Origin of the sequence: Bartonella tribocorum CIP 105476, assembly GCF_000196435.1 — a bacterium.
GTDB lineage: Bacteria > Pseudomonadota > Alphaproteobacteria > Rhizobiales > Rhizobiaceae > Bartonella > Bartonella tribocorum.
In genome coordinates, this window is sequence record NC_010161.1 from 496,512 (window position 1) to 522,085 (window position 25,574).

Sequence of the window (25,574 nt, forward strand, 5' to 3'; positions counted from 1 at the left end):
AACATCTCAATAGAAACTGATAATTATAGAGATTAGCAAAATCCCTTTTAATAGGCTTTTGTTATTTTGATTAGTTCTTTTTAAAAGATAAAATTATATTTTTAGTGAGTGATTAAAGCGTATCTTATGAAAAGCGTATGACCTTTTAAAACCTTCAAAAGATAGCTTATAACCCATAAGAGATGCTATCAAGATCATTATGGTTATGAGTTTTGACGGGGTTTTGAGTTTTGAGGGTTGCTGCTATTATGTAAAAAAACGATAAAAATTAAAAACATTATATTTCAATGTGTTAAGATTTTATAGACCTTAAAAAAACAACCCATATTGATAACACAACCTATAAATTCAACTAATAATATACGTTTTGAGGGGGGGGGTGACGATTTTTACACCTTCAAAACCTATAAGCAAAATGAATATATATATAACTCTCTTTAAACAAAGCTTTTGAAAACAATAAAGCTATCATTTTAGATTACGATATAACCTCTTAAAGGCAATCCAAATGAGAGTATCTAAAAGTGCAAGTTTCTTCTTTTTAGAATAACGCATGATAAATTATCCTTTTAAAGATTGTATCTAATCAACTTAACAAAAGAGGTATAGATTATGGTTATAAGCTCTATACCCCTTATGCGTTTATCATACCCATTATGTGAGCATGCTTTATAAGTTATTCAGTTTCTCTTATTTCCAATTTTGGTAAGTTTTTTACGATTTTCATTGTTTCTAAACTTACGGTAATAACCCTTTGAAATAATTCTAGAGGATAAGCAGGGTTTCCAATGGTCTCGACAGCATAGCGATTGGCATCATTAACAATGCCACTCTTTTTATCGGTCTTAACACATTGACGCCCCATAACCCATTCAAGAGCAGGCTTGCCATTGACTATATACTCATAAGCTTCAAGAGGGATATCTGTTATGGTAATATTGCTATTGTAAAAAACAGTTGATTTATCCTTTTCCTTACTATTCCCAGCGAATTTCATTTCAGTTACATAATAGAATTTTTCGGGATTAGAGATGTCAGTTAATTTTGGATTACCCTTTTTAAAGGTTACTGGATAAGGCTCTACATCTTCATAATTCACGTGCAAATGACCCAGTTCACGCCCTGCTGTTACAAACTTCCAAAAATCATCAGAACTCTTTACACACGGGATACGAGGCAATTCTTTAGAGAGGTTATCAGCATAACGAGCACGATAATCTTCCGAATGCAAAATTCCGTAAACGTAATAGAATAGATCATCTTTTGTTATGGTTTCATGAGGATAAGCCGCTTTAAAATGTGCTAATCCTTCATCAGTAATGGCATCACGCCTCTGTAAACCAGCTGTTGTGTTTTTCTCTGTAGAATTTGCAAATAAATGGGTTTGTTTTTCATTTTTTAAAGATTCAACAGATTCATAGAAATATCGTGGAAAGCATTGACTTTTTTCTATTGAATCAAAATTAGGTATATCCTTACCCATGAGTACAGAAAATCCTTTCATTGCACCTGTACCTGTAATTTGTATTACTCTATTTTCAACCGCTTGTTCCATCGGGAATATACATGGAATTTGAGCAACCATTTCATTAAAGGCACGATTATAATAGAGCCATTGTTGTGTAAAAGGACGATATAAACTTTGAATAAGGCATGTATCTTCAAATTCAAAAATCTTTCCTTTAGTTAAATGTTTCTTAAGATTAATACTCCAACTAATTTTGCTTTCATCGGCATTAACAAAATTATCTACAGTTTTAGTACGTGTTTTACCGTTATCATGTGTATAAACACCATTAAAACGCTCCACTTCACTATTGTAGAAAGTAATCATATTACTCATATTCTTCGCGAGAGTTTCATTGCTTGCATTGTATGCCCAAGCATCACGATTGGTCTTTAGACCACAAGAATAAATCTCAAACAGTTTTTTACTATGAGGTTTCTTATCACCTATAGCTAAAAAGGCATTGAAACTGTCATCCCGTTGACCAAGCCAATCACCATGTTTATCTGGTGTAATTATTTGCCAACCTTTTTTGCTCCGTGTAATGCCATCAATGCTCCTAAATTTTTCAATTATTGTTAGCTTTTCTTCTCTATTGAGATAATCCCCAATATCACGGAAATATATTTTCCCATGCTGCTGTGCATTTGGATTTTTAACCAAAATAGAAATCGCTATAGGGGCACGAGAGCCAGAACCAAAAATCTTGCCGCCTTCTTTTCGCGAAAGTTCTCCAGACGTTCGTTGATTGCCCCGTAAATGGAAAATATAAAGGCTGCTAAATTCTTCAACAAGGCACTTTCGCAAGCCATTTAAAGAACATGCATTAATAAACCCTGCGTTTGTCACAAAACCAATAATACCACAATCTTTTATACGGTCACTAGCCCATCGAATTGCTCGTATATAGCTATCATAAAGTGCTTGCATATTGATTGATTCAGATTGAGCAGCATAAGTTTCACTGATACGATTATCTAATATGGGATAAGGAGTATTCTTCGCATTATCATTAGCACTTTTTTGACCAGTTGAATAAGGCGGGTTGCCGAAGATAACTTTAATATCCAGCTTTTTCTGATGTTCCAAATATTCACTGTTTTCTTTGAGTATACCTTCCATAAGATCTTGTTTTTCAATCATTCGAAACGTATCAGTCAAACCAATATGCTTGAAAGGGATATAATTTCCTTTCATAAGACCATGATAGGTTGCTTCGATATTAATGGCTGCTATGTAATAGGCTAGCAAGACAATCTCATTTGCATGGATATCATAACGGTATTTATATTCCATATCCTCGGGTTTGATGAGATCTGATTGTAATAGCCTTGTGATAAAGGTACCCGTTCCAGTGAAAGGGTCAAGAATGGAGACACCTCGTGATCCTAGACTTTTTCCAAATTCATTGCGTAAAACATCATCAACAGAATGAATGATAAAATCAACAACCTCAATGGGGGTATAAACAATTCCTAATTTTTCTACTGTACGCGGAAAAGCATAACGGAAAAATTCATTATAAAGCTCTACAATTAAGCTTTGTTGTGCTTCAAGAGTGGTAAATCCACGCGTGTAAAATTGTACACTCCTAGAAATATTTTTGAGAGCTTGAGATTCTTCAGGAGTAACTTGATCAAGGGTATTAAGTACACGTTGTAAGGCACAAGATACGGGATTCTCCTGAACAAACTTATGCCCTTCAAATAAAGCATTAAAGACTGGACGCGTTACAAGATGTTGCGCAAGCATTTCAATTGCATTTTGTTCGGAGATAGTTGTGTTTAAATTGCTCCGCAATTCGGTCATAAAATCATTAAACACCTGCCGTGTTTCAGTTTCTGATTTTGTTAAAACCTCAGTTAAGCGTGTGATATGGGTTTGAGCAAGATCACCAACATTTATTGCCCATTTCTTCCAATAGCTAGGGTCGTAATATCTATTGACAATAGCAGTTCTAATGGCATCTTCACTTTTAGAAAAAAGGGAGAGTTCTCCCTGTTCTTCACATGTGTGAGAGGATTCGTAAGTTGCTAACCCAATATTAAGTCCTGAATACTCTAATTTTGAGCGTATAGGTAAATCATCAATAACCGTGGTCGTATCTTCTAACGCAAGTTCTTGAGAAGCAGCAACGATTTCAAGAGTATCGCTTACGTCTTGTTTTTTGTGCATATGATGAATTATTTTATTAAAGTTATCATCATGGGCACGTAAAGCATTGAGAACTTGCCAGATGACATTATACTTTTTGTTGTTTTCTAAGGCTATTTCTGGTGGAATGTCAGCGGGTATCCCAATGGGTAGAATGATATAGCCTCTTTTTTTACCCTCTGCTCGACGCATAACACGTCCTATTGCTTGGATAATCTCAATTTGACTTTTTCGCGGGTGTAAAAATAGAACAGCATCAAGAGCAGGAACATCAACACCTTCAGAAAGACAGCGTACATTGGTGAGCGCACGACACGTATTTTCCCCCGCATCTTCCTTTAACCAGTCAAGTTGTTTTGTACGCTCTTTAGCACTAAAGGTTCCATCAATATGGGCAAGGGTACAGTTAAGAGGGGGAGTATCTTTATAGTTTTTATGAAGGGCGCACAAAGATTCTTGCACTTTTTCTTTTTTGAATTCCTTGCATATGCGTTTAGAAGTCTCAATATCTTTGCAAAAAGCTAAAGCTCTACGCATAGGCTTGGGGTCATCTTCAAGATCAAGTTTCAAGTCCATTTTAGTAAGGGCTCTATAACAGCCATTAATCTTGGTCCTATCGTCAAGAATAAGTTCATAATTCTTATCGGTAATAAGATGTTGAATGGATTGACTTACTTCTTTTTCATTGACAACTAATATGATCACTTTACAAGGTGATAACAGTTTATCCTCTAAAGCCCTTGAAAAGCTGTAAGTGTAAAGTTGTTTGCCATAGAGTTTTTCGTTATCCATGGACACCAAAACGTTATTGGATAAGAAAGCATTTCTTTTCAGCTTGTCACTAAAGATCTTAGGCGTTGCTGTCATATATAGACGTTTTTTACCCCGAATGATTCTGTTATCATGAACCTTGATAAATTCAGATTCACGCTTGTCTGTTCCTAACACAGCCCCAGTTGTTCTATGTGCTTCATCGCAAATGATTAGATCAAATTCGGGTAAACCATGCTCTTTTTGCGCATCTGAAATCACTTGGATAGAATGGTAAGTTGAAAACACCACCGTCATTGCATCTGCTAGGTTTTCGCAAGCTTCTTTGGCAAGGGTTTGTGCATCCGTGGTAGCAGGGAGAACAAGATCTGATGTTTCCATGCCAACAATATCCTCTTGGTTTTTACGACGCTTGCCTACTTTTGTATCCGAACACACAGCAAAAGAACGCAAAGGTACTTGTGCATCGGCTGTCCATTCACGGATTGTTTGTGAGACTAAAGCCAGAGAAGGGACCAGAAACAACACACGCTTGCCTTTCCCAGCAAGGGTTTCTGCTATCTTCAAACTGGTGAAAGTCTTCCCCGTACCACATGCCATGATCAGCTTGCCACGGTCTGCTTCTTTTAAACCTTCACAGACTTTCTTGATGGCTTCTTCTTGATGGGGACAGGCTCTTTGGTTGATTTCAGAACCACTTCTTTTTTTGTTGCAAATATTTGCCAATCTATCCGACTGTTTTCCATATGACGAAGGTCAATGCGATAAACGGGTATCGCTTGTCCTTTAATCATGGCATTCACATTGTCACTTAATTCCACTTCCGTACTGTCAACAAGAAGACGATATTTAAAGATGTCTTTTCCAGATGCCGCGATAAAGCTATCAATATCCTTTTTACTAATCTGATGATCTGCTTGATAAAACTTACATTGAATAGCGACATAACCCTCTTGATTGCGAAGCTTGGCAACTAGATCAATACCGATATCATTTTTATTCCAATCTTCACGCTCTTTAGCCCATTCATAATAGCTCTCAACTTTTTCGTATCTCCCATAGTGGAGAGGGTCATACATAAGATATTTTGTCACAAAATCTTCAAACACTTTCCCCCGTAGAGCATTTGATGTTGCCTGTTCACGATAGGATTGTAAAAGGGAGCGTAAAGTGACGTGTTCATGATCAGAGTTAACATATTGCAGCATATTATAACAGAGCTCCGTTTTGGTATGAGAGGATTAATTCTTTTCAAAAGAATCAAAATGAAGCTTATTAAATCTATTTTGAACGAATTGAGAAAAAACGCAGAAAAATGCGAAAAAACGGATAATTTTTTTTCAAAAGGGATTTTTAAAGGCTATTTATCCACAGCCTATGATGCATGGTTAGATCAGCAAAGTAGTAAAATTTGCTATTCGTTTTATGATAAAAAAGACAAATGAACTATGTGCTTTTAAGATATCAAAGTAAGTATTTTGATAAGTTTTATAGAGAGGTTTTGTAGGTTCTTACCCCCCCAAAACCCCTACAAAACCCCTTTTTATATATATTATAGATTGTATTTACGGATTGTATTTAATATAGGTTGTTTCTTTAAAACGTTAACATATTGAAATATAATAACTTTTATTTCTAATTAAAAAAATAAAATAATACCTATAAAAAGCACCCCCAAAACTCATAATGGGGAGTGCTTTGAAGAGTTCACTGTTATATTGTTAATGTTCTATAAGATTTCCAAATTGCCTCAGTGTGATGTTTTATGGCTTTTCACTAAGGGATTCCATTCATAGCGTATGGTAGGGCGACCGCCTTGTGAGCTCTTGTCTTCAGAGATTTCACGTATATAGTTACAACGGCATAAAAGCTCTAAAGCTTGCTTAACGGCTCCATTATCTTTGAAACATTTCCAATCACGTTTATAAATATCCCTTGTTGTAAAAACATCGGGTAAACAATCACAACGCTCGACAATTAATTTTGCCCCCTCTGTTGCTAAGCTATCCGCCGCCGCATAAAGCCTTTTGACATGACTTAATAAATATTTTTCCCATCGCAAGGCTCTTTCAAGGGCATCTCTATTGATTTCAAAACGCCCACCATCAGCCAGTTCAAAAATCAACGCAAGGGTTGGTATGGTTTGATTCATTTTCAAAAGATGTGCTTTTAAACTTGATGAGAAATGACCATTCTTTATTCTTTTCTGGAAATCTTCCCACCATTCACGAAACATTTCTTGGGCTTCGGCAGAAAAGCGTATAGTTATCGGATATTTTGGTGATCCTAATGGTTTATCATAAAGAGAACGAAAAAACCCTTGATAACTTTCCCATGCCTTTTGATTGGGAGGTCTATCAATCCATAACTGCTCTTGTCGTTCATCGGGAAAGATCAGCATTTGAAACCGTTGCATAAGACCATCATCGTTTATTCCACGGTGCATGTCTTGAATAATGGGAATAATACGTGCAGGTTGAATACCCCCTATAATAGAGACAGTTGCATTGGGAATAAAAATGGTTCCCCGCCCTATACGGTCATAGGTGTATGACTTATTGCCATTAAAAGCTGTTAGATAGAAAGAACGGTCTGATTGATATTCCTTTCTTTCCAAATTGGCTAAAAAACCAGCCAGTTCATCACGCACCAACAAGAGACCACGGGGGTTTTCTTTTAAGAGTTCCCCAAGCTTTTCAACGGTCACATCATTGACGATAAGGCGTCGTTTTATAGAACTATCATCTTCCTCACTTTCTTTGTGTTCAAGAGCTTGTGAAAGAAGAGCAAGGGCTTGTTCTTCATCTTGATCTTTGAGTGCTTTATAGGCTTGTTTTTTCTTTTCTCGTTTATCTAATTCACTAAGAATCTCTTTTGTTTCTTGCTGTTTTTTCTTCTTTACCCACTCTTGATGCCATTCATCTTGAAATTCATAGAGAGGTTCTAAAGCAGCGTCCATGGTACCTGTTTTCATGGTCGAAGGTTCCCCCACAATGACACCCCAGAGATTAGGAACAATTTTCCAATTGGCATGTTGTTTTGGGGCAACCCGCACGCCATTGCCAATCACAGCAGCCAAAGCACAGAGAGCAGAGATAGCAATAAAATCCATAGGGGCTTGTTGGCTATCCGCAACGTCATAAACATAGTTCATTAATGGCGTTGGCAACTGTAATAAGCTAAAAGGCTCGACGTGTAAGAGAGCCGTATTAATCGATTGCAATTCCCCCCAACCATTTTGTTGCAATGCTTGTTTATAAGGAATGGCTTCTAAACAAGTCTTATCATTTAAAAAAACATTATCGTTATTATTGCATGAAACATTTTGATTGTTGGTATCGACAATATTGTTGTTATTCTCTCTCATTTATTTATACCTTTCAGTATCAAAACATCATTGAAATCTAGACCATAGGGGGCTTGCATGATAAAAACCTCAAAGCCTTGTCTATAAGCACGTGCAGCGAGGGTAAAACCTGCTTTACGACCAGCCTCATCACCATCCATTGCAATGGTGAGACGGGATTTGGTATCGGGTAAATTCACATGCATCATGCCATGGGTTGAAAGAGACGCCCATAAATTCACGGGCTCTGATAACAACCCAGACAGCAGAGCCAGACCGGTTTCAATGCCCTCACAAATGACCAGATGTTTTGGATTACCTTGACTTAATTGCACCGCGCCACCCGTTACAGATCCCAACATGGCTTTGGCTGGTTTTTGATCTGTTTTACAGCCATTGTTTTGTAAAAAGGTTCTATGAATGGCAAAGAAACCAGCCCCCTTAACAAGAGCAATCAACGCGGGCAGTTTAACTCCAGAGAGGTGTAGACATTTGTCGTAAAAGCGTAAATCAGTAGGCAAATCACACGTGATCCCCCGCATACGTAAATAGGTTTCTGCTAAAGTATTTTTGATTGGTTGGCTTTGTTGCCAAATTACTTTTGCTCTCTCTGCTTTTCGTTTTGCTTGTTTGAGATCAGCACAAAACTGTTTTGAGAAAGAAAGCATATGAGTATAAGCTTGTTTTCCAAGCAGCCCAATTCTAATAAGCGCTTGTATGATCTCTCTAAAAGAGCAGCCAGCATAACAATAGAGTAAAAGACGCCCATCATTTCCATTGGCAATCATTTCCATTGGCAAGGGATAAGCTAGGCAGCCTATCATCATGAGCAGGGCAATGAGCAAGTCCATAACGCCCATGCCAAACCCTCGGCACAGCACGTGTGATGCCCCGCGCATTCTTAAAAGAACACATCATTTTTAATCCTATAACGTTGCGTCACAGGACGGATTGTGCTATTGTGAGGGTGATGAGTTTGAGAAAGCCTTGTCCGTCCTTACGTGACAAGGTTTTTTTATGCCGCGTCACTTTGACGTTGCTGTTTCGCTTGTTCGATTACATTCAAAAGATCCGATTGTAACCAACGGGATAAAAAACCGAATTTTAAAGGTTTTGGGAGAGAGCCATTGGTCACATGACGGCGGAATGTTGAGACACTCATATGAAGCAATTTTGCACTTTCACGGTCTGTTAAAAGAATATCATTTTCTGTCATTCTAAAATCCTTTCATAATAAAAAAATGGTAACAAATCATAAGCATTTATTAACCATATTTTTGAATCATTGGAAAGGTATTTAGTCTATAGAAAACAATATTTTATCATACAATTTCTGATGTGATGATTTATGAGTCTTATTGAGAGAGAATGAGAGAAAAGAGAGCTAAAGTTATCCACAGATCATGGGGTTATGCACCCCATATCTTAAGATTGACCAGTGACATAAGCCGCCCATTTATCCATATAGACCCGACGCTGTTCTAAATAGTCAGTACGACGATAGGCACGCTCTACTTTACCGCCCCGTATGACTTAAAATGGTTTCAGCGACCTCATAGGGGGCATCGGTTGTTTCAGCGAGCCAATCACGTAAACTAGAGCGAAAACCATGGGGGCAGGCTTTAAGACCAGTTTGCTGCATGTATTGAGCCATACAATTTACACCAAGGGGACCGCGACCTTTAGCAGAAAAAAAGAAATCATTGCGAGAGAGCAAACGCGCTTGTTTTAAAATATCTAATGCCTCTGTTGATAAGGGCACGCGAAATTCTTTTGTTGTATCACGCTTTCCTTTCATATTTTCAGCAGGGATAGTCCATATATCCCCATCAATCTGATTTTCACGAATATGACGTAAGGGATTAGTACGAACTCCTGTCAGAATAAGCAACCGCAAAGCCAAATGTGTCATAGTTATTTTTTGGCAAAGCGTTTGATAAAAAGCCGGCACATCTCTCCAATCCATGGCTGGTCTATTAATAACATTATGACGTTGTTTGCCTAAGAGCGCGCGTGCTTTTTCTACAGCTTGTAAATCAACATCCAATCCTAAGGCAGCCGCATGTTTGAGACAAAGATTAAGACGATTCAGTGCTTTACGCGCGGTATCAGCTTTTGTATGCCAGATAGGAGCAAGGGTATTGCGTATTTCTGTTTGCGTAATCTCAGAAACGGGCAGACAGCCTAATTTAGGGAGAATATGAAGGCGTAATGGTAAAAACCAATGTCCATCTTTACCGTCACCTTTTAATTCAGCTTTCCGACTTTCAAAAGTATCCAAGGCAATATCTTTTAAATAATGGAGATTACGCATTGCTTCACGCTTTTGTTTCTCACGTTCTTTAATGGGGTCACGACCCTCATGCAAAACAGAACGCCATTGGTTTGCCAATTCACGGGCTTTTTTTAAAGAAACATGTCTTAAGGCACCCAAGCCCATTTCACGGCGGCGCCCGTGAATGGTATAACGATAAAGCCATTGAGCACCCCCATCTTTACGCTTATGAAGTAACAAGCCGGCACCATCATTATATTTGCCAGCCCCCAATGTTGCGACAGACCTTGCATTAAGACGGTTCATAAGAGCCATTTTTAGTCCTTTCTTATACAAATTTGATCCACACACTCATCCCACTTGTTATGTGCAAATGAGTGGTCTTGATTGATTCAAGATAAGCAGGTTTGAAATGAGAGAATCTTACGATATTCGAGACTCTCACTCAACATACAAAACAGTGAATTATCATTATAAATCAATATCTTGTACGGAACATATCGGTTGGTTGCGTCACAATGGCTATGAGAAGGCACTGATGGTTCTCCCCCATGATGGTGCGACCAGAGACCGTGTGCACAATGTGAGTTTTGAGAGTGCTTTAAATGATGCGGGTTTTGAAACGCAGGTCATTCCTAATCAAGGGGCTGGGGCTGTCAAAATGCGAATAGAGGCAGTGCGACGTATTTTGCCTTCAGTTTGGTTCAATGAAGAGACGACTGTAGCAGGGCGTAAGGCACTGAATTGGTATCATGAGAAATGGGATGAGAAGCGTAATATTGGTTTGGGAGCAGAACATGATTGGTCCAGTCATGGTGCAGATGCTTTTGGATTGATGTGCATTGTTTATGAAGCACCACGCATTAAACCGCAACAAGAACGTTATCGCGCTATAGAAAGAGAAGCGGCATCATGGATGGCATTCTAAGTTATAACTCTAAAAAAACGGCAGATTTTGATGAATATGAACTCTATAGGCGCTTAAAATCTTGGTATAAGGAAGATATTGAACACGTCAATGAATGGCGTGAACAAGCGCGTGAAGATTTTGATTTTTATAATGGTCGTCAATGGGCTGAAGAAGATCTTGCGGTTTTGAAGGCGCAACGCCGCCCTGTTATGACCTTTAACCGTATTGCCCCCCTTGTTAACGCAATTGTTGGGGCTGAACGTAATAACAAGCGTGAAGTACAGTTTCAACCAAGGCAAGCAGGAGCCGCAATATCCAATGAATTACTCACTGGAGCAGCAGAATGGTTTCGTGATGAGGCAGAGGCGGAATATGCCGATTCCGATGCTTTTCAAGATATGGTCATTTGCGGCATGGGCTGGACAGATACACGGCTTGATTATGAAACAGAACCTGAAGGAATTCCTGCTGTCCAGCGTTTAGATCCACTGAAAATGGTATGGGATGCCAATGCCGTAAGACCCAATCTCATTGATGCGCAGCGTATGTGGTATGTTGATCGTAAACCCATTGAGGATGCTAAAAGTCTTTTTCCTGATGTGGCTGTTGAAGATCTCCATGCTGATTGGACAACAGATAATACAACCGCTTGTGAGGAGTATCATGTCTCACTTGATGCTTATAATGATCATGCCAATGCAGATTCTTTATCACAGTCGGCTTTTGAAAAACGCTATGTTACGCTGGTTGAATGCCGTTGGTTTGAATATGAAGCTTATTTCAAGGCACCTGATCTTCAAACAGGACAGATGCGCAGTTATAGTAAACAAGAGTTTGAACAGCTTCAAAGGGTTTCACCACAACTACAAGGGGTGCGTTTTAATAAAAAGGTGATCAAGCGCGCTTTTCTGGGACGGCGTCTTTTAGCAAAGCCGGATAAACCCTTAGCACCAGATGGACAGCTTGGCTGGGAATGTATCACAGGCACACTGGATAAGCTTAAAAACCAGTTTTACGGGATTGTTCGCCCCGCAAAAGATCCGCAAAAATGGTCGAATAAATATTTTAGCCAAGTCATGTATATTTTAAACAGTCAAGCCAAAGGTGGTTTGATGGCAGAACGTGGAGCTTTTGATGATGAGCGCCAAGCATTAGAAAATTGGACACGAACCGATACGATTACGTGGGTTAAAAACGGGGCGCTTACAGGAGGAAAAATCCAACCAAAGCCAAGTGCACAATTCCCTAATGGCTTTTTTCAGTTGTTTAATGAATCGCGTGAAGCAATAACACATGTCACAGGATTGTCGGCGGAGTTTATAGGCACAAGAGAGGTTAATCAAGCAAATGTGTTAGAAAATACACGCCGGCAATCAACGCTTAATTTGCTTGCTGGCTTATTTGATAATCTTAAGCTTTATCGATGTCGACAGGGAAAGATTATCCTTTATCTGATTCAAAACTATCTTTCCGATGGGCGTTTGGTTCGAATTTCTGGACCAGAAAATGCGCAGTATGTTCCATTAACACGTGAAGCTGTCACAACGCTTGAATACGACATTATTGTCGATGATTCACCAACAAGCCCCAATGAAAAAGAGAGAACTTTTGCGGCAATTACGCAAATGTTGCCGTTGCTTGGTGGTTTCTTAACACCGGAGATGATTCCAGATCTTTTAAAGCTTTCTCCACTACCGGCAACATTGGTGGCAAATTTAACGGCAAAAGCACAGCAGGCACAACAAGAACAACAGCAGCAGCAAATGATGCAACAAAACCAAGGAGCACAATTAACTCCAGAGCAACAAGCAAAGATTGCTGCTCTCCAGCAAGAAGCACAAGCAAAGGGCACACTTTATCAACTTGATGCACAACAAAAGCAGGTAGCGTTGCAGCAGAAAAATATTGAACTTTTCTTGAAACAAGAACAAGCCCGCATGCAGCTAGAACTTCAACAGGCAAAAAATGAGATAGCGCAGCGCGACCTAGAGCGAAAGGCGTATCGAGCGCAGTTGGAACAGTATCGAGCAACAACAGCAAGAGCGCAAATCTATTAAAGGAGCAAAAGAGAATATGGAAGAAGAGTTTACACCTGAAGAACAAGCAATTTATGACGAACATTTTGCCAGTGATCATGCTGTTGAGTTAGTCGAGCCTGAGCAAGTTGAAGAGGTGTTTGAAGCAGAAGAAAGTTTTGAACAGCCCCCTGTCGAACCGGTTGGCGAAGAGCCCCATTCTGGTGTGATAGAGCAAGAACGACAAGCACGCCAAAAGGCAGAGCAAAATGCTATGGAAGCGCGTGAACTTGCCATTGAGTTTGCGCAGAAATATGCACAAATGCAAGAAGAGGTGGTAAGACGCCGCGATGAAAATATTCCTACCCTAGAAGATGATCCAAAAGCACATGTTGCATGGCTTAGTCATAAGGTACAGGAACAACAGAAATTGCTTGATGAGTTTTCTCGTATAAGAGAGAGCCAAGAACGTTTGAATCAAGAGGAATATGAACGCCAGCAGTTAGGGGATTATTTTGAAGAATCCAAAGCGCAGGTACAAGATAAATATCCAGATTTAGACAGTATCACCGATTATCTCTACGAAAGAGCAGATAGTGTCCTACAAGCGCAGGCAGATCTTTATCCACAATGGAGAGATCCCGCAGCGCGGCAACAGCAAATTGGTGCTGAATTACGTCAAATATGCCAGCAGTGTCAGAAAGCCAGTATAAACCCAATAGAGGTGCTGGTGCAAAAAGCAAAGGCTTTTGGCTATAGTGGAGCACCAATAAAGGATGACGTGGAAACCCTTCAAGAGCGCTCTCAAGCAGCGCGGACACTTACAGCGCGTGGTGGACAAGTTCCAACAGGTGGTATGGACGTGAAAACACTCTTTTCCATGCCAGAAGCCGAATTTGCTGTATGGGTGGAGAAAAATCCCGAAAAATTTGAGCAAATTATGAGCAGAGCGTGAGATGTGCGTGGTGGCGCAACAGAGATAACCAAGTGATTGTTATCGTTTGGTTATGCCGCAAGGCGAGTTTTAAAAACCAAGAAAGGCATTGTTTGAAATGGCAGTAACACAGGTAAATCTTAATGACCCATTAGCCGTTGGCGTTTGGGCTAAGATGCTAAACACAGAAACTTCAAAAGCGTTGCCCATTGCACCGCTGATGGGAAAAGGAAAAAACAGCATTATTCAAGTGTTGGATATGCTAGGAAAATCCGCTGGTGACTCTGTGACGAGCGGATTAAGAGTCCAACTGATGGGGGATGGCGTTAGCGAGGGACAAACACTGGAGGGGAATGAAGAAGCACTCCAGTTTATGAATGAAACGGTGCGTATTAACGAGCTTTCTCATGCTGTACGCGTAAAATATGAAGGCACCATTGATCAACAACGTGTCTTATTTGATTTACGAACAGAAGCAAAGGATGGACTTGTTGATTGGTATGCAGACCGCTTAAGTTTGATGTTCTTCATTCAGGCAGCAGGTTATACAGCACCATGGATTCACTTTGAAGGACGTACTATAACGCTTAAACCGGTTCATTATGGTTTTAATGCTCCATTAGAGCCAAGCAAATTGCGTATTATTCGCCCGAATAAGAAAAAGACTGATGAAGAACTTACAAAAGACGATGTTTTTACATTAGATCTTATAGATCAGGCTGTTGAACGCGCTAAACTTGCTAATCCACGTTTGCGCCCTGTTCGTGTTGATGGAAAATCGGCATATGTGATGTATCTCCACCCAACACAGGTGACCCAATTGCGTACCAATACAAAGAGCGGGCAATGGTTAGACATTACCAAGGCAGCTTATGATGGTTCACGGTCTCAGAACCCAATTTTTGAGGGCTCTCTGGGGATGTATAATGGAGTTATCTTACGTGAAGCTGAACATGTCCCCAATGGTATCAATTCAAAGACACAAGAGCCTGTAACATCTGTTCGCCGTGCTGTGTTGCTTGGTGCACAAAGTGTTATCATGGCTTATGGGCGCGTTGGCAATGGAGCAACAGGAGGCGATGGGAAAGGGGGAACACGCTATAAACTTGTTGAAGAACTGTTTGATTATCAACGTGAATTTGGGGTTGCAGCTAAAACCATTATAGGCATGAAAAAATCACGCTACACCTTGCCTCATTCTGATCAAGGGGGACAGGATTTTGGTACCATTGTTATCCCTTCTTTTGCTGAAGCAAGCTAATTATTAAAGGATGGCAATTATGGCAGAAAAATCGCTAATTACACAGGAACCTGATGAAACCGGTGAGACTGTTGAAACCGTTGAGACTGTTGGCATGATAGATGAGGGCTTGCCTCCTCCTTTGCAAGGACGCAACAATTGTACACAGCAGGTTAGTTTTTTTCGGGCACGTGTTAAATGTACAGATCAAGGGTTGATAACGAAAATTGGTGTTCTACCCCGCGGGGCTTTTATCAAAAGCATTACAGCTTATATCATGGAGGATTTTGAAGATGTAACAGCTACATTTGGAAAAGAGCCTCATGGTAACGATTATGGACAGACAAATCTTTCACAATCTTATGATGGCAATCTGTACCTGCCTGTGGAGGAACGAGATGTTCCGTTAGAAGCTGAAAATGCGATTTATATGACGCGAGACAAGAAAAGCACCAAAGGTGATGCTGAGGTGATTGTTGAGTTTTACACCAATCGTTAAAGGCATAAGGGGGCGTTTGTTTTTTGCGTCCCCTCTTCTCTCAAGATATTCTAAGGCATTTGGAAGAGAGTCATATGACAATAATAGTACAGACGGGTGGTCCGATTGGAGACAAACAGACCATTGTTCCTCATGATAAAAATTTCATTCAGATGGTGAATGATATTCAGGATGAAATTGATGATCAAACAGATGAATATATTGACCAAGTTCAAAAGGCGATATTTTCGGCTATTCGGTTTTGTGAACGATTGCCTTTTTATTTCAATGAAAGCCGTGAAGTTGTTTTGACCACTATGAATGGCAAAAGCCGTTATGGCGCTGAGGAAAATCCAGTTATTCCAGCTGCTGTTCGTATTGTTGATGCGTACATTTATGAGGATAATCACAGCAAATCAAAGCTTTTGCATACAGACCCGCTTGTTATTGAGAGCCTTGTGAATGATTGTAACCATAGCATGCCTACGCGATACAGTTATTTTGAACAAAAGCTTATTTTGTATCCAATCCCAGACCGAATTTATTCTATCAGGCTTATTTTTGATCCGATAAGAATAAAAGACATTGAGAGTGCGCAAGAAGCTTCAATATGGTTTTTGGAAGCCTATGAACTGATCAAAACGCGTGCAAAATATGAAATTTATACCAATATTATTAAAGAACCACAGATGGCAGCTGCAGCTTTTGCCATGTTCCAAGAGCAACTTGATGCGCTACAAATTGAGACTTCACGGCGCAAGAATTTGTTGAGAGTTCAACATACGGATTTCTGATGACCTTTATTCCTATTGCTGAGTTTAGACCAGATGTTGCATTTATTAATAGCGGTTATTCTAGTGAGATCGTGAACGTTTTACCAGCACCCAATTCCTATATTCCAGTTCCCAAAGTTGCGCCGGTTTCAGAACCTTTTCCGGATGTTATTTTGGGGGTCTATGCAGTAAGATCATTGAGTGGTGTGCGGATTATTATAGGGACATCAACAAAACTTTACGAATATGATAACAGCACGCGCGGCTGGAAAGATATTAGCAAGCTTGGGGAACAATATCACGCCAATGAAACGGCACCTTGGTCTTTTGCCGTCTTTGGTGATTATATCATTGCCGTTAATAACAATGATACACCGCAAATATTCGCCTTAAAGACAGCAGAGAGATTTGAGGATTTAGGAGGGAATCCCCCGCGTGCTGGACTTGTTCGTATTTGGGGAGATTTTGTCTGTTTGATGAAATTAACAGATAAGCCAAATCGCGTTCATTGGTCAGGTCTCAATGATGCAACACACTGGAAGGTTGGTGAGAAAAGTTGCGATTATCAGGATTTTCCAGATGGAGAATATATACAAGGAGCAACGCAAGCAACCAACCCGCTTATTTTTATGCGTTCTGCTATTTATCATGCAACCTTCGTTCCAGGATCTAAAATAATATTTAGTTTTGTCAAAATAAAAGACAAAATAGGGGCAAAAAGTAGCACGGCAATTACAAGTCGTGGAGACTATACTTTTTTTGTTTCTGATGATGGTTTTTATCAAATCAACAATACCGGTGAGATGTTGCCTATTGGCTTTGGCAAAGTCGATAAAACAATCTTTACGCTGTACAATAACTTTGCCATTGATGAGATGAGAGCCTGTATTGATCCGGTCTATTCACGCGTTTATTTTTCTATAAATGACGATATGATGGGGATGAATATCTATGTTTATGATTGGCTTTTGCAAATATGGAGCGTCATCAAAGGTCAGAGACTTCTCTTATTTCCTCTCTTTGCGGCAGGTTATACATTAGAAGGTTTAGACGAAGTACAAGAATGCTTGAGAGATTTACGTGCTTCTCTTGATAGTAAAATGTGGCAAAATGGCGCGCCAATGTTGGGAGCGTTTACAGAAGACAATAGATTTGGTTTTTTTGCTGGTTCTCCTATGGAAGCTGTCATTGCTTCACAAACTGTAGGAGATACAGGCAGACAGATTAATCTTATGAATGAGGCTTTTGTTCAAGCAGATACGACAAATGGTCTTTTAAGCGTTGGAGCTGCTTTTATCATTGATAATAGAAGTCAATTAAATTGGGCGAAAGAGCGTTATGCGGGCTATAGTAGTGGGATGTACAATATTCGCTCTAGGGCACGCTATCACGCTTTGCGACTTAGGATACCAGAAAGCACACCATGGACTCATATAACAGGCTTTGATGTGACGCTAAAACCCGCAGGCATAAGATGAATTTTAAAATTTATAACACCGAAAAATGGAGTGTTGAACAAATGGCGCCCTATTTGGATAAGGTTATAAAATCAATATCTTATTTTCATAAAAAATTCCCTGATGATTATACTCCAGAGATTATTTTAAATGATATTTTGAAGGGAGATAAACTTCTCTGGATTATTGTGGATGAGCAGGAAAATTTTATGGCGCATGTCACAACAGAATTACAAAAACTTGTCACTGGAGTTTTGCGAGCGGTTATTATTACGCTTGGGGGAAAAGGAGGAGCGCCCTTAACGAAGCTTATTCCCCAAATTGAAGCCTATTACAAAGAAAAAGGGGCGAAAGAACTTATCATTATCGGTCGGCGTGGGTGGGAAAAATCCCTTAAATCGCATGGCTATTTCGTTAATCTTTTAGAATATAGAAAGCAGCTTTAACATGGGAAAAAGTTCAAAACCAATTCAGAATACCCAAAACACGACGCAAACAAATGCCCCTCCTGAATGGGCAAAAGGTATTTTTGAACACGCAGCTCAAGATGCCATGACTTTTTATAACCAAGGCAGTGGAAAAGCTGTTTATGACGGGCAGCGTGTTGCGGGTTTAAGTGATCAAACAAAGAATGCGATTAATGGGCTTAGCAATAATACGCATAACTATGATAACAACATTTTAAATGGATTAGCCACAGGGCAAAATTCAACAAGCCAAAACTTAAAAAATATGGCTTCAGGGCAGCAAATAGGCAATAACCCTTATTTTAATGAAGCACTTCAAAACACATTAAATAAAGCAACAGACACGATTAACAGTTCACTTTCGGGGGCGGGGCGTTATGGTTCGGGTGCGCATACTGGGGTTCTTGCTAACGAATTGGGGGGCATAGCAACACAAGCTCTCTCACAGCAATATAACCAAGATGTCAACAACATGATGAATGCCAATGGTCTCATTGATCAAGCAAACCAAAATCAGTTGGCGGGTGCCAATAACTTCTTTCAAGGTCAAGGTCAGGCAAATCTCAATGCGTTGACGGGAGGGAGTGTGCTTGATGCCAATCATCAACGGCAATTGGATGAAGAGCGGCAAAAATGGGAGCAGCAGAACAATCTTGATTGGGACCAGTTAAGTAAGTTGCTCGCAGCTGGTGGGGCTGTTGCTGGAAATTATGGAACGCGAACAGGACAAATGACGACATTGACTCCGCAGCCAAAACCTAATCCATGGGAGATCGTTGGAAATGTTGGAACTATCCTTGGTACTTTTGCTGGGCTTAGCGACACCAGAGCAAAAGAAAACATCACAGAAGCTGGACAGAGAAATGGCTATACACTCTATGAATACAACTACAAGGGTTATCCAGAGCGCTATCGCGGGGTGATGGCACAAGATGTTTTGAAATCAAAACCTGAAGCTGTTTTTTACAATAATGCGACAGGTTTTTTGCATGTGGATTATAGCAAGCTTGGATTTGAAATGGAAAGGGTGCAGTGATGGAACAAAACAGCTTTAATACTTTATCACTATTTATGAATCCAAAAGTTTTGCGTCCTTTAATACATCAGGGTCTTTTTCAATTACCTAAATATTTTTTTCAAAAACATTCCACGCCTTCAAACACACCGTTTGAAGGACGATACAAGCCTAGTTTTTTGGAACGTGCTGCTTTTTGCACAAATCCTTTTGATGCGAGCGACGAGTCTAATAAGCAAGAAAAAGTCGATTTTAGTGGGCTTATTCGTGGCTCTCAAAAAGGAGGAGAAGTTGGGAAAAAAACGCCAGCAGAATTGATTATGTCTACGGATGATTTAAAAAACCAAATGCCTCCCTTGCCGGATTATTCAAATTATTTTGTCAAAGAGAAAGAGGGTGTAGAGCAAGATAAAAATGGCATTTCAGAGCAAAAAGTCGTTGAAACATTGCCTTCTCAATCTTCGTTTGTTGCTAACACAGATAAAGCTGATGAGAATGGAGTACAGCAACAGCAGAAAGATGCCATGGATTATATTGCGCAAAGCAATAGGCAGTTTATGACAGAAAATCCGCAAGGAAGCAGCCCTATCAATGAAGAAACACTTTCTCATACGCCTATTTCAGAAGAAGAACATTTAAAAACAAATGATATGCCAGAACAAGCAACGGATTATGTAAACGCCGTTGGGAACTTTATCCATAAAGACGAAAATCCAAGCAACTTATGGGAGCGTTTTAGAAAATCAGAATTTTCCGAGCATCTCATGGATTTTTTTGCGGGGCTTGCGTTAGGAAAGACACCACAGGAAAGTTTTTCAAATGCATCTATTCTTATGCGGCAGGGAAACAAGGAACGCGCACAACATAAACAAACTTTGCAATTTTTACAGTCTAAAGGATATAACGATAAAGATGCGCAAGCAATTATACAATACCCTGATCTTGCCATGAAAATCATTGGCAGCACATTAAGCCCTCAGGCAAGCGATAGTCAGAAAACTTTAGAGTTTTTGCGTTCAAAAGGGTATAGTAATGAAGACGCACAAGCAGTTGCGCAATATCCAGATCTTGCTCAGAAGGTCATAGGCAACACGTTAAGCCCCCAAGAAGGCTATAGAACACTCACAGCGGAAGAAAAGGCAGAGCAGGGATTGCCTGAGGATATGGCTTTCCAAGTCTCAACAAGCACCGGAAAAATTATCCCAGTCCAAGGGGGACAACGTTCCATTGCTTCTGGACTAGGAGGTGATGCTGATAGCATGCTGTCAAAGCCTGAAGCGGGTTATATGCTTGTTAAGGATGAAAATGCCCCTAACGGCATACGTGCGATGCCAATTGCAGGCAGTGGTGCAGAACATAAATTAATCCAAGAGCAACGCGAACAGGAAATTAAAAATCAAAAAATACAAATGCAAATTCTGGATACAGCGGAGAGGTCCAATCGTATACTCTCGGCATCTAAAGAATTGCTAAAAATTGTTGAGGAACACCCGCATGTTACTGGTTTTACGGGTTATTGGGGGTCGTTCATACCTGGTTTTAAGGCAAAAGATTTTGGGCATATGCTTGATTCATTAAAGGCGAATATTGGGATTGATGCCTTGAGAAAAGCGAAAGCATTTTCACCAAATGGTGCATCTGGCTTTGGGAACTTGTCTAATATGGAATTGCAAACCTTACAAAACTCTGTAGCGGCACTGTATCAAAACCTTTCCGCAGAGCAAATGAAAAAATCTTTAAAAACCGTTATTGACACTTTCAATAAATCCAATGCGGCAACACGAGCAATTCTTTTTGGTGGTGCAGAGGCAACAAGCGAACTCGTCCGAGCAGCCTATGGGGAAGATGCTTATAAGGAAAATAACACGCAGTCAGATGTTCTACTAGAAAAACAGATAGAAGCTTTGCCGGAAGGCATACTGTTTATTGATAGTGATGGACGCATTAAGGAGAAACAAACCAATGGCTGAATTAATTCCTCCTCTCATTCATAGAAAAAATACGAGAGTCATTGGGCATGTAAGTGACTATACACCAGAACAGCTTCAAGAGCTTTTTTCAAAAAATAAGGAAAGGTTAAGGGGTTCTGTTACAGGAAATAATGGTGCAACAGAGGAAACAGAAGAAGATGGTCCACATCCAAGTGTTGCGGGTGCTTTTGGATGGGGAGCTCTTCACGGGTTAACTATGGGCTATGATGATGAAATAGCCGGAATATCAGAAGTGGGTCCTATTGCTTATTGGATGGGAGATAAAGAGGCAGTCAAAAAGTATAATGAAGTGACAAAGCGATGGCGTGATTATCAAAGAGCGGCGAACCGAGATCATTTTTATGCATCTCTTGCGGGGAATTTAACGGGTGCTGCGGCACCCGTAATTGCTTCTGCCCTCTTTCCACCCGCAGCAGCAGCTACAGCTGCTAGTCGTGCGGCAATTGGAGCTGATGTGCTTTTGGGAAGCAGAGCAGGTGCCACAGGAGCACAAATAACCAGTAAAGCTCTAGCAGCAGGAGAAAGGGCGGTGCAATCTGCTTTGGCAGAAGGTGCAGAACGCACAGCAGCAAAAGCGGCAGGTGAAGCAGCAATAAAAGCCGCAGCAAGTAAAGAGGCAGCAAAGTTTAGCTTGGGGCGTGCAGCAAAAACTGGAGCCATTTATGGCGGAATAGCAGGCAGTGGTGAGGGAGAAGGGTTTGCAGATACTCTCATGTCTGCTGGGTTTGGTGCAGGGCTAGGTGGTGCAACGCCATTTGTTGCAAGTGGTGTATCAAAAGTGACACCTTTTGCGACAAAATTACTCAAAGCAGCATTGAGAGGACCGGTAAGTCCAGCTGAAATGGCGGCAAAAGCCGCGCAAATGGCAGAAAAAGAAGCATTTCAAATAAGCGATAGAGCGTTTAAGGATGTAAGCCGGACTTTAGGGGATGAAGGCGTTGATAAGCTTGAGAGGGCATTAAAACAGCGTGGTCCTGATTCAATGATTATTGATCTTCATGATGGGCTTGCAGCAAGAGCTTTTAGAGCGGCAAAAAAAGACCCTGATACCTATTCACTTGTGAGTAATCGTTTGAATGAAAGGCAAGATGCGAGTGTACTGCGGGTAAAGAATGCATTGACAGATGTGATGGGTCCAAAGGTCGATACGCTTAATTTAAAGCAAGAGATTATCAAACAAGCACAGAAAAAAGCTGAACCATTTTATGAAAGGGCGAAAGCTTCTCCTATTTCTAATGCTGTCAGTAAAGATTTATCGCGGTTGCAAGAAATTCCTGCCTTCCAAAAAGCCTATAAAAAAGCAATTGCGCGAATGCCAAATGAAGCGGATGCAACAGTTATAGGGAGCAATGGATATCCAAAGCTGAATATGCGAATTTTACATAAGATGAAAGAGGTTTTGGATGATCAAATTAAGTCTGCACGTATCAAAGGAAAATGGGGATATGCTCGAGATTTGACTGATTTCAAACAACGCATTCTGGACGTTTTGGATACATCATCTCCAGAATATATTAAGGCACGGAAAATTTATTATGACGAGCGTACTATCGGTAATGCTTTGGAGCAAGGAAAAAAAGCACTGAATAAGAGTGTTGATCTTGATACAATCAACAGACAACTTTCAGATTTGGGGTTGATGGAAAAAGAGGCTTTTCAAAAAGGTGTACGGTCACAAATAGAAACTGCGGCAGGCAATGCACAGAATTTTGACCACAATCTTTTGAGTTTGTTTGACACAAAAAATGGTCAAGAAAAATTACAGCGTATTTTTGGTGAGGATAAAGCCAAGCAACTTATGAAAGTGTTGCAACCAGAAGTGGAAAGAACAAAGCTTTTTGCACGATTGCCAAACCATATGGGTGAAGTAGAAGAAAAGACAATAGAAGGGGTGAGTATAGGAAAGATTGGTCTCATCAAGGCAGCTATGAAAACTTTTGCAAGGGAATGGAGACGCAAACTCTTAGGCATTCATAAAGAGACTGAAAGGGATATTGTGGCTCTCATAACAGCGCGGGAAAAAGGGGAGTTTGGGTTAGCAAGAGAAAAAGCTGTTGAATTAATTAAGAAGTTTCACGAAGCAGAAAAGAAACGCTTAATAACAAAAGAAGATCACACAAAATTACTCAATTTTGTTGGCATTCTTTTGAATAGCAGTGTTGATAGAACGGTTATAAACTAATGATCAATTTTCATCCCAATGTGAAACGTGCTATCTCACAGGCAGCACAAAAATATGGTTTGCCAGAAAGCTTTCTTGAACGCGTTGCTATGATAGAAAGTAAGGGTAACCCAAATGCAAAAAATAAAAATAGTAGTGCAGGGGGACTGTATCAATTTATCGATTCAACAGCAAAGCAGTATCAACTGAATAATAAGTTTGATCCCTTTCAAGCAACTGATGCTATGGCACGATTAACGAAGGACAACACGCGTTATTTAGCCACAGCATTAGGCAGAGAGCCATCACCAGCAGAACTTTATTTGGCACACCAACAAGGACCAGCAGGGGCTGTAAAACTTATCAAAAATCCCAATATGCCAGCAAGCCAGCTTTTGGGGCGTCAAGCAGTTGTCCTTAACGGAGGAAATGCGGAGGCAACCGCAGGGGATTTTATGAATCATATTTATGGGCTTTACAATAAAACGGGAGATGCTTTGAAGGGTATGACACAATCCCCCCAAGGCAATTGGCTGAATGCACAAAATGAAGTGGTGCCCAGACGCGGCAGACAGGGCTTTAGCAACAAGAATCAAGTCGTATAAATATGTGCAAGAGCATATTGATGTCTATAATTTTTTATGTTCCAATAAAAAAATTAAGAATTAAAGAAAAAATCTCAAATCAAAAAATTAAGGTGGTCTAAAAGGTGGACCCAAAAAGGTGGACGAGAAGGGAAATTAAGTGAGGGGAATCCATAGATTATCAGCATTACTTGTCAAGTCTGCTTCTCAGGGTAAATATTGTGATGGAGCAGGGCTATGGTTGAATGTTCGAGAAGACAATACGCGCTCTTGGTTCTTTCGTTATACATACCACAACAAACGCCGTGAAATGGGGCTCGGTCCAGTTGCACAACTTTCTCTGAAAGAAGCGCGCGAACTTGCCAAGCATTATAGTGCTATTCTCAGAGAAGGCAATGACCCTATTGTCTTTCGAGAACAAACCGTCTTAAAACAGCAAAGCAACATATTCAGTGAGATTGCAACTGCGGCTTTTGAAAGTAAAAAAGCAGAGTTAAAAAATGAAGGCAAAAATGGGCGCTGGTTTTCTCCGCTGGAATTGCATGTTATTCCACACATAGGCGGCCTCTCTATAGAAAAATTAACGGCTAATATCATTCGCAATGTTCTGGCTCCTCTTTGGCATGAAAAAGCAGACACAGCACGAAAAGCACTTAATCGTATTAACATTTGTTTGAAATATGCTGCGGCTCTTGGTTTGGACGTTGATCTACAAGCTTGTATGAAAGCACGCGCCCTTTTAGGAAAACCCCGTGCAACATCAACAAATATCCCTGCTATGCCATGGCAAGAAGTTCCGGCATTTTATCAAAGCTTAGATGATAATATCCTTTCAAATTTAGCACTGAAGTTACTTGTTTTGACAGGAGTACGGTCATATCCATTGCGCTATTTTCGTCTTGAACAAATAGATAAAAATATATGGACAATACCCAAAGAAAATATGAAGGGCATTGTAGGGAAAGTTTCAGATTTTCGCGTGCCATTAAGTCATGAAGCTTTGAAAGTGATTGAGAAATCCCTCCCCTTTGAAAAAAATGGTTTTCTCTTTTCTGGTCTTACAGGCAAGCCAATTTCTGATGCAAGCATGGCAAAATATATGACAGTTTGTGGTTTGACTTATCGTCCCCATGGTTTTCGTTCCAGCTTACGGGATTGGATAGCAGAGACAACATCAACACCTTTTGAGATTGCAGAAACTGTTCTTGCGCATTCAGTTGGGAGTTCAGTGACAAAAGCTTATATGCGAACGGACTTTTTAGAACAGCGACATGCTCTCTTGGAACAGTGGGCTGCATTTATAACAGGAGCGACTTGACAGGCTTATAACAATGTGTCTATTGTCGAATCAGGTGCCTGAAAAACACCTTGAATCGATAGCGGATAGATTGCCGAAACAATCTTTTTTCCGCACATTAAAGGCTTTGACTTGTTATATGCTACATGCGTATAATAGATTTGTCGGGTGTAGTTACGCTATACAATACTCTTTATGG

At 40.1% G+C, this 25,574-nt stretch carries 17 protein-coding genes and 3 pseudogenes; 14 read left to right on the forward strand and 6 right to left on the reverse strand.

All coding sequences use genetic code 11. The features are described from left to right. Nucleotides 1-676: 676 nt before the first annotated feature. Nucleotides 677-5,640, reverse strand: a pseudogene (locus BTR_RS02185) (DEAD/DEAH box helicase). Nucleotides 5,641-5,697: 57 nt separating this feature from the next. Between BTR_RS02185 and BTR_RS02195 the strand changes: the two are divergent. Then, nucleotides 5,698-5,877, forward strand: a complete 180-nt coding sequence (locus BTR_RS02195) for a hypothetical protein (RefSeq protein ID WP_038473297.1) — start codon at nucleotides 5,698-5,700, stop codon at nucleotides 5,875-5,877. Between the two features lie 305 nt (nucleotides 5,878-6,182). Here the strand turns inward: BTR_RS02195 and BTR_RS02200 are convergent, their stop codons facing one another. The 5 genes and pseudogenes from BTR_RS02200 to BTR_RS02215 all read right to left on the reverse strand — a co-directional run bounded on the left by BTR_RS02200 (nucleotide 6,183) and on the right by BTR_RS02215 (nucleotide 10,368). Further along, nucleotides 6,183-7,799: a YfjI family protein gene (locus tag BTR_RS02200; RefSeq protein ID WP_012231008.1), complete on the reverse strand. Its 1,617-nt coding sequence runs from the start codon at nucleotides 7,797-7,799 to the stop codon at nucleotides 6,183-6,185. Continuing rightward, on the reverse strand, nucleotides 7,796-8,605 hold the full coding sequence (locus tag BTR_RS02205; protein ID WP_425276992.1) for a DUF7146 domain-containing protein: 810 nt from the start codon (nucleotides 8,603-8,605) through the stop codon (nucleotides 7,796-7,798). Before BTR_RS02205 ends, BTR_RS02200 begins: the two co-directional genes overlap by 4 nt. Further along, nucleotides 8,547-8,696: a hypothetical protein gene (locus BTR_RS13825; RefSeq protein WP_425276993.1), complete on the reverse strand. Its 150-nt coding sequence runs from the start codon at nucleotides 8,694-8,696 to the stop codon at nucleotides 8,547-8,549. Before BTR_RS13825 ends, BTR_RS02205 begins: the two co-directional genes overlap by 59 nt. A gap of 97 nt (nucleotides 8,697-8,793) precedes the next feature. After that, the gene (locus BTR_RS02210) at nucleotides 8,794-8,994 is read right to left on the reverse strand and encodes a helix-turn-helix transcriptional regulator (protein WP_007347209.1); all 201 of its coding nucleotides are present in this window, start codon (nucleotides 8,992-8,994) and stop codon (nucleotides 8,794-8,796) included. 209 nt (nucleotides 8,995-9,203) lie between these two features. Beyond that, nucleotides 9,204-10,368 (reverse strand): annotated as a pseudogene (locus BTR_RS02215) (tyrosine-type recombinase/integrase). A 175-nt stretch (nucleotides 10,369-10,543) separates the two neighbouring features. On the opposite strand from BTR_RS02215, the pseudogene BTR_RS02220 reads away from it, so the two are divergent. The 13 genes and pseudogenes from BTR_RS02220 to BTR_RS02280 all read left to right on the forward strand — a co-directional run. Further along, a pseudogene (locus tag BTR_RS02220) lies at nucleotides 10,544-10,981 on the forward strand (PBSX family phage terminase large subunit); the annotation flags it as partial. Further along, nucleotides 10,966-13,020: a portal protein gene (locus BTR_RS02225; protein WP_012231012.1), complete on the forward strand. Its 2,055-nt coding sequence runs from the start codon at nucleotides 10,966-10,968 to the stop codon at nucleotides 13,018-13,020. The pseudogene BTR_RS02220 and the gene BTR_RS02225, both read left to right, overlap by 16 nt. Before the next feature lie 16 nt (nucleotides 13,021-13,036). Continuing rightward, nucleotides 13,037-13,933 carry a hypothetical protein gene (locus tag BTR_RS02230; RefSeq protein ID WP_012231013.1) on the forward strand — a complete coding sequence of 299 codons (897 nt, stop codon included), beginning with the start codon at nucleotides 13,037-13,039 and terminating at the stop codon, nucleotides 13,931-13,933. A 97-nt stretch (nucleotides 13,934-14,030) separates the two neighbouring features. Beyond that, on the forward strand, nucleotides 14,031-15,173 hold the full coding sequence (locus BTR_RS02235; protein WP_012231014.1) for a N4-gp56 family major capsid protein: 1,143 nt from the start codon (nucleotides 14,031-14,033) through the stop codon (nucleotides 15,171-15,173). Between the two features lie 19 nt (nucleotides 15,174-15,192). Then, nucleotides 15,193-15,651 (forward strand): hypothetical protein, encoded by a 459-nt coding sequence (locus tag BTR_RS02240; RefSeq protein ID WP_012231015.1) that lies wholly within the window; start codon nucleotides 15,193-15,195, stop codon nucleotides 15,649-15,651. A 74-nt stretch (nucleotides 15,652-15,725) separates the two neighbouring features. Further along, complete coding sequence (locus tag BTR_RS02245) at nucleotides 15,726-16,424, forward strand: phage adaptor protein (protein ID WP_012231020.1); 699 nt, start codon at nucleotides 15,726-15,728, stop codon at nucleotides 16,422-16,424. After that, nucleotides 16,424-17,881: a hypothetical protein gene (locus BTR_RS02250; protein WP_012231022.1), complete on the forward strand. Its 1,458-nt coding sequence runs from the start codon at nucleotides 16,424-16,426 to the stop codon at nucleotides 17,879-17,881. Before BTR_RS02245 ends, BTR_RS02250 begins: the two co-directional genes overlap by 1 nt. Before the next feature lie 41 nt (nucleotides 17,882-17,922). Then, nucleotides 17,923-18,306, forward strand: coding sequence for a hypothetical protein (locus tag BTR_RS02255; RefSeq protein WP_012231024.1), 384 nt, complete (start codon nucleotides 17,923-17,925; stop codon nucleotides 18,304-18,306). 1 nt (nucleotide 18,307) lies between these two features. Further along, nucleotides 18,308-19,363 (forward strand): tail fiber domain-containing protein, encoded by a 1,056-nt coding sequence (locus BTR_RS02260; RefSeq protein ID WP_012231026.1) that lies wholly within the window; start codon nucleotides 18,308-18,310, stop codon nucleotides 19,361-19,363. Then, nucleotides 19,363-21,312: a hypothetical protein gene (locus BTR_RS02265; protein ID WP_012231028.1), complete on the forward strand. Its 1,950-nt coding sequence runs from the start codon at nucleotides 19,363-19,365 to the stop codon at nucleotides 21,310-21,312. Before BTR_RS02260 ends, BTR_RS02265 begins: the two co-directional genes overlap by 1 nt. Beyond that, nucleotides 21,305-23,515 (forward strand): hypothetical protein, encoded by a 2,211-nt coding sequence (locus BTR_RS02270; RefSeq protein ID WP_012231029.1) that lies wholly within the window; start codon nucleotides 21,305-21,307, stop codon nucleotides 23,513-23,515. Before BTR_RS02265 ends, BTR_RS02270 begins: the two co-directional genes overlap by 8 nt. Beyond that, entirely contained in the window at nucleotides 23,515-24,099 is a 585-nt protein-coding gene (locus BTR_RS02275) for a transglycosylase SLT domain-containing protein (RefSeq protein WP_012231030.1), read from the forward strand. The genes BTR_RS02270 and BTR_RS02275 overlap by 1 nt, the downstream gene beginning before the upstream one ends. 139 nt (nucleotides 24,100-24,238) lie before the next feature. Continuing rightward, complete coding sequence (locus tag BTR_RS02280) at nucleotides 24,239-25,396, forward strand: tyrosine-type recombinase/integrase (protein ID WP_012231031.1); 1,158 nt, start codon at nucleotides 24,239-24,241, stop codon at nucleotides 25,394-25,396. Nucleotides 25,397-25,574 lie beyond the last annotated feature (178 nt).

Coding starts and splice junctions, on each gene's coding strand:
- BTR_RS02195 (WP_038473297.1), top strand. CDS start 5,698: ATGAAGCTTATTAAATCTATTTTGAACGAATTGAGAAAAAACGCAGAA.
- BTR_RS02200 (WP_012231008.1), bottom strand. CDS start 7,799: ATGAGAGAGAATAACAACAATATTGTCGATACCAACAATCAAAATGTT.
- BTR_RS02205 (WP_425276992.1), bottom strand. CDS start 8,605: ATGATGATAGGCTGCCTAGCTTATCCCTTGCCAATGGAAATGATTGCC.
- BTR_RS13825 (WP_425276993.1), bottom strand. CDS start 8,696: ATGATGTGTTCTTTTAAGAATGCGCGGGGCATCACACGTGCTGTGCCG.
- BTR_RS02210 (WP_007347209.1), bottom strand. CDS start 8,994: ATGACAGAAAATGATATTCTTTTAACAGACCGTGAAAGTGCAAAATTG.
- BTR_RS02225 (WP_012231012.1), top strand. CDS start 10,966: ATGGATGGCATTCTAAGTTATAACTCTAAAAAAACGGCAGATTTTGAT.
- BTR_RS02230 (WP_012231013.1), top strand. CDS start 13,037: ATGGAAGAAGAGTTTACACCTGAAGAACAAGCAATTTATGACGAACAT.
- BTR_RS02235 (WP_012231014.1), top strand. CDS start 14,031: ATGGCAGTAACACAGGTAAATCTTAATGACCCATTAGCCGTTGGCGTT.
- BTR_RS02240 (WP_012231015.1), top strand. CDS start 15,193: ATGGCAGAAAAATCGCTAATTACACAGGAACCTGATGAAACCGGTGAG.
- BTR_RS02245 (WP_012231020.1), top strand. CDS start 15,726: ATGACAATAATAGTACAGACGGGTGGTCCGATTGGAGACAAACAGACC.
- BTR_RS02250 (WP_012231022.1), top strand. CDS start 16,424: ATGACCTTTATTCCTATTGCTGAGTTTAGACCAGATGTTGCATTTATT.
- BTR_RS02255 (WP_012231024.1), top strand. CDS start 17,923: ATGGCGCCCTATTTGGATAAGGTTATAAAATCAATATCTTATTTTCAT.
- BTR_RS02260 (WP_012231026.1), top strand. CDS start 18,308: ATGGGAAAAAGTTCAAAACCAATTCAGAATACCCAAAACACGACGCAA.
- BTR_RS02265 (WP_012231028.1), top strand. CDS start 19,363: ATGGAACAAAACAGCTTTAATACTTTATCACTATTTATGAATCCAAAA.
- BTR_RS02270 (WP_012231029.1), top strand. CDS start 21,305: ATGGCTGAATTAATTCCTCCTCTCATTCATAGAAAAAATACGAGAGTC.
- BTR_RS02275 (WP_012231030.1), top strand. CDS start 23,515: ATGATCAATTTTCATCCCAATGTGAAACGTGCTATCTCACAGGCAGCA.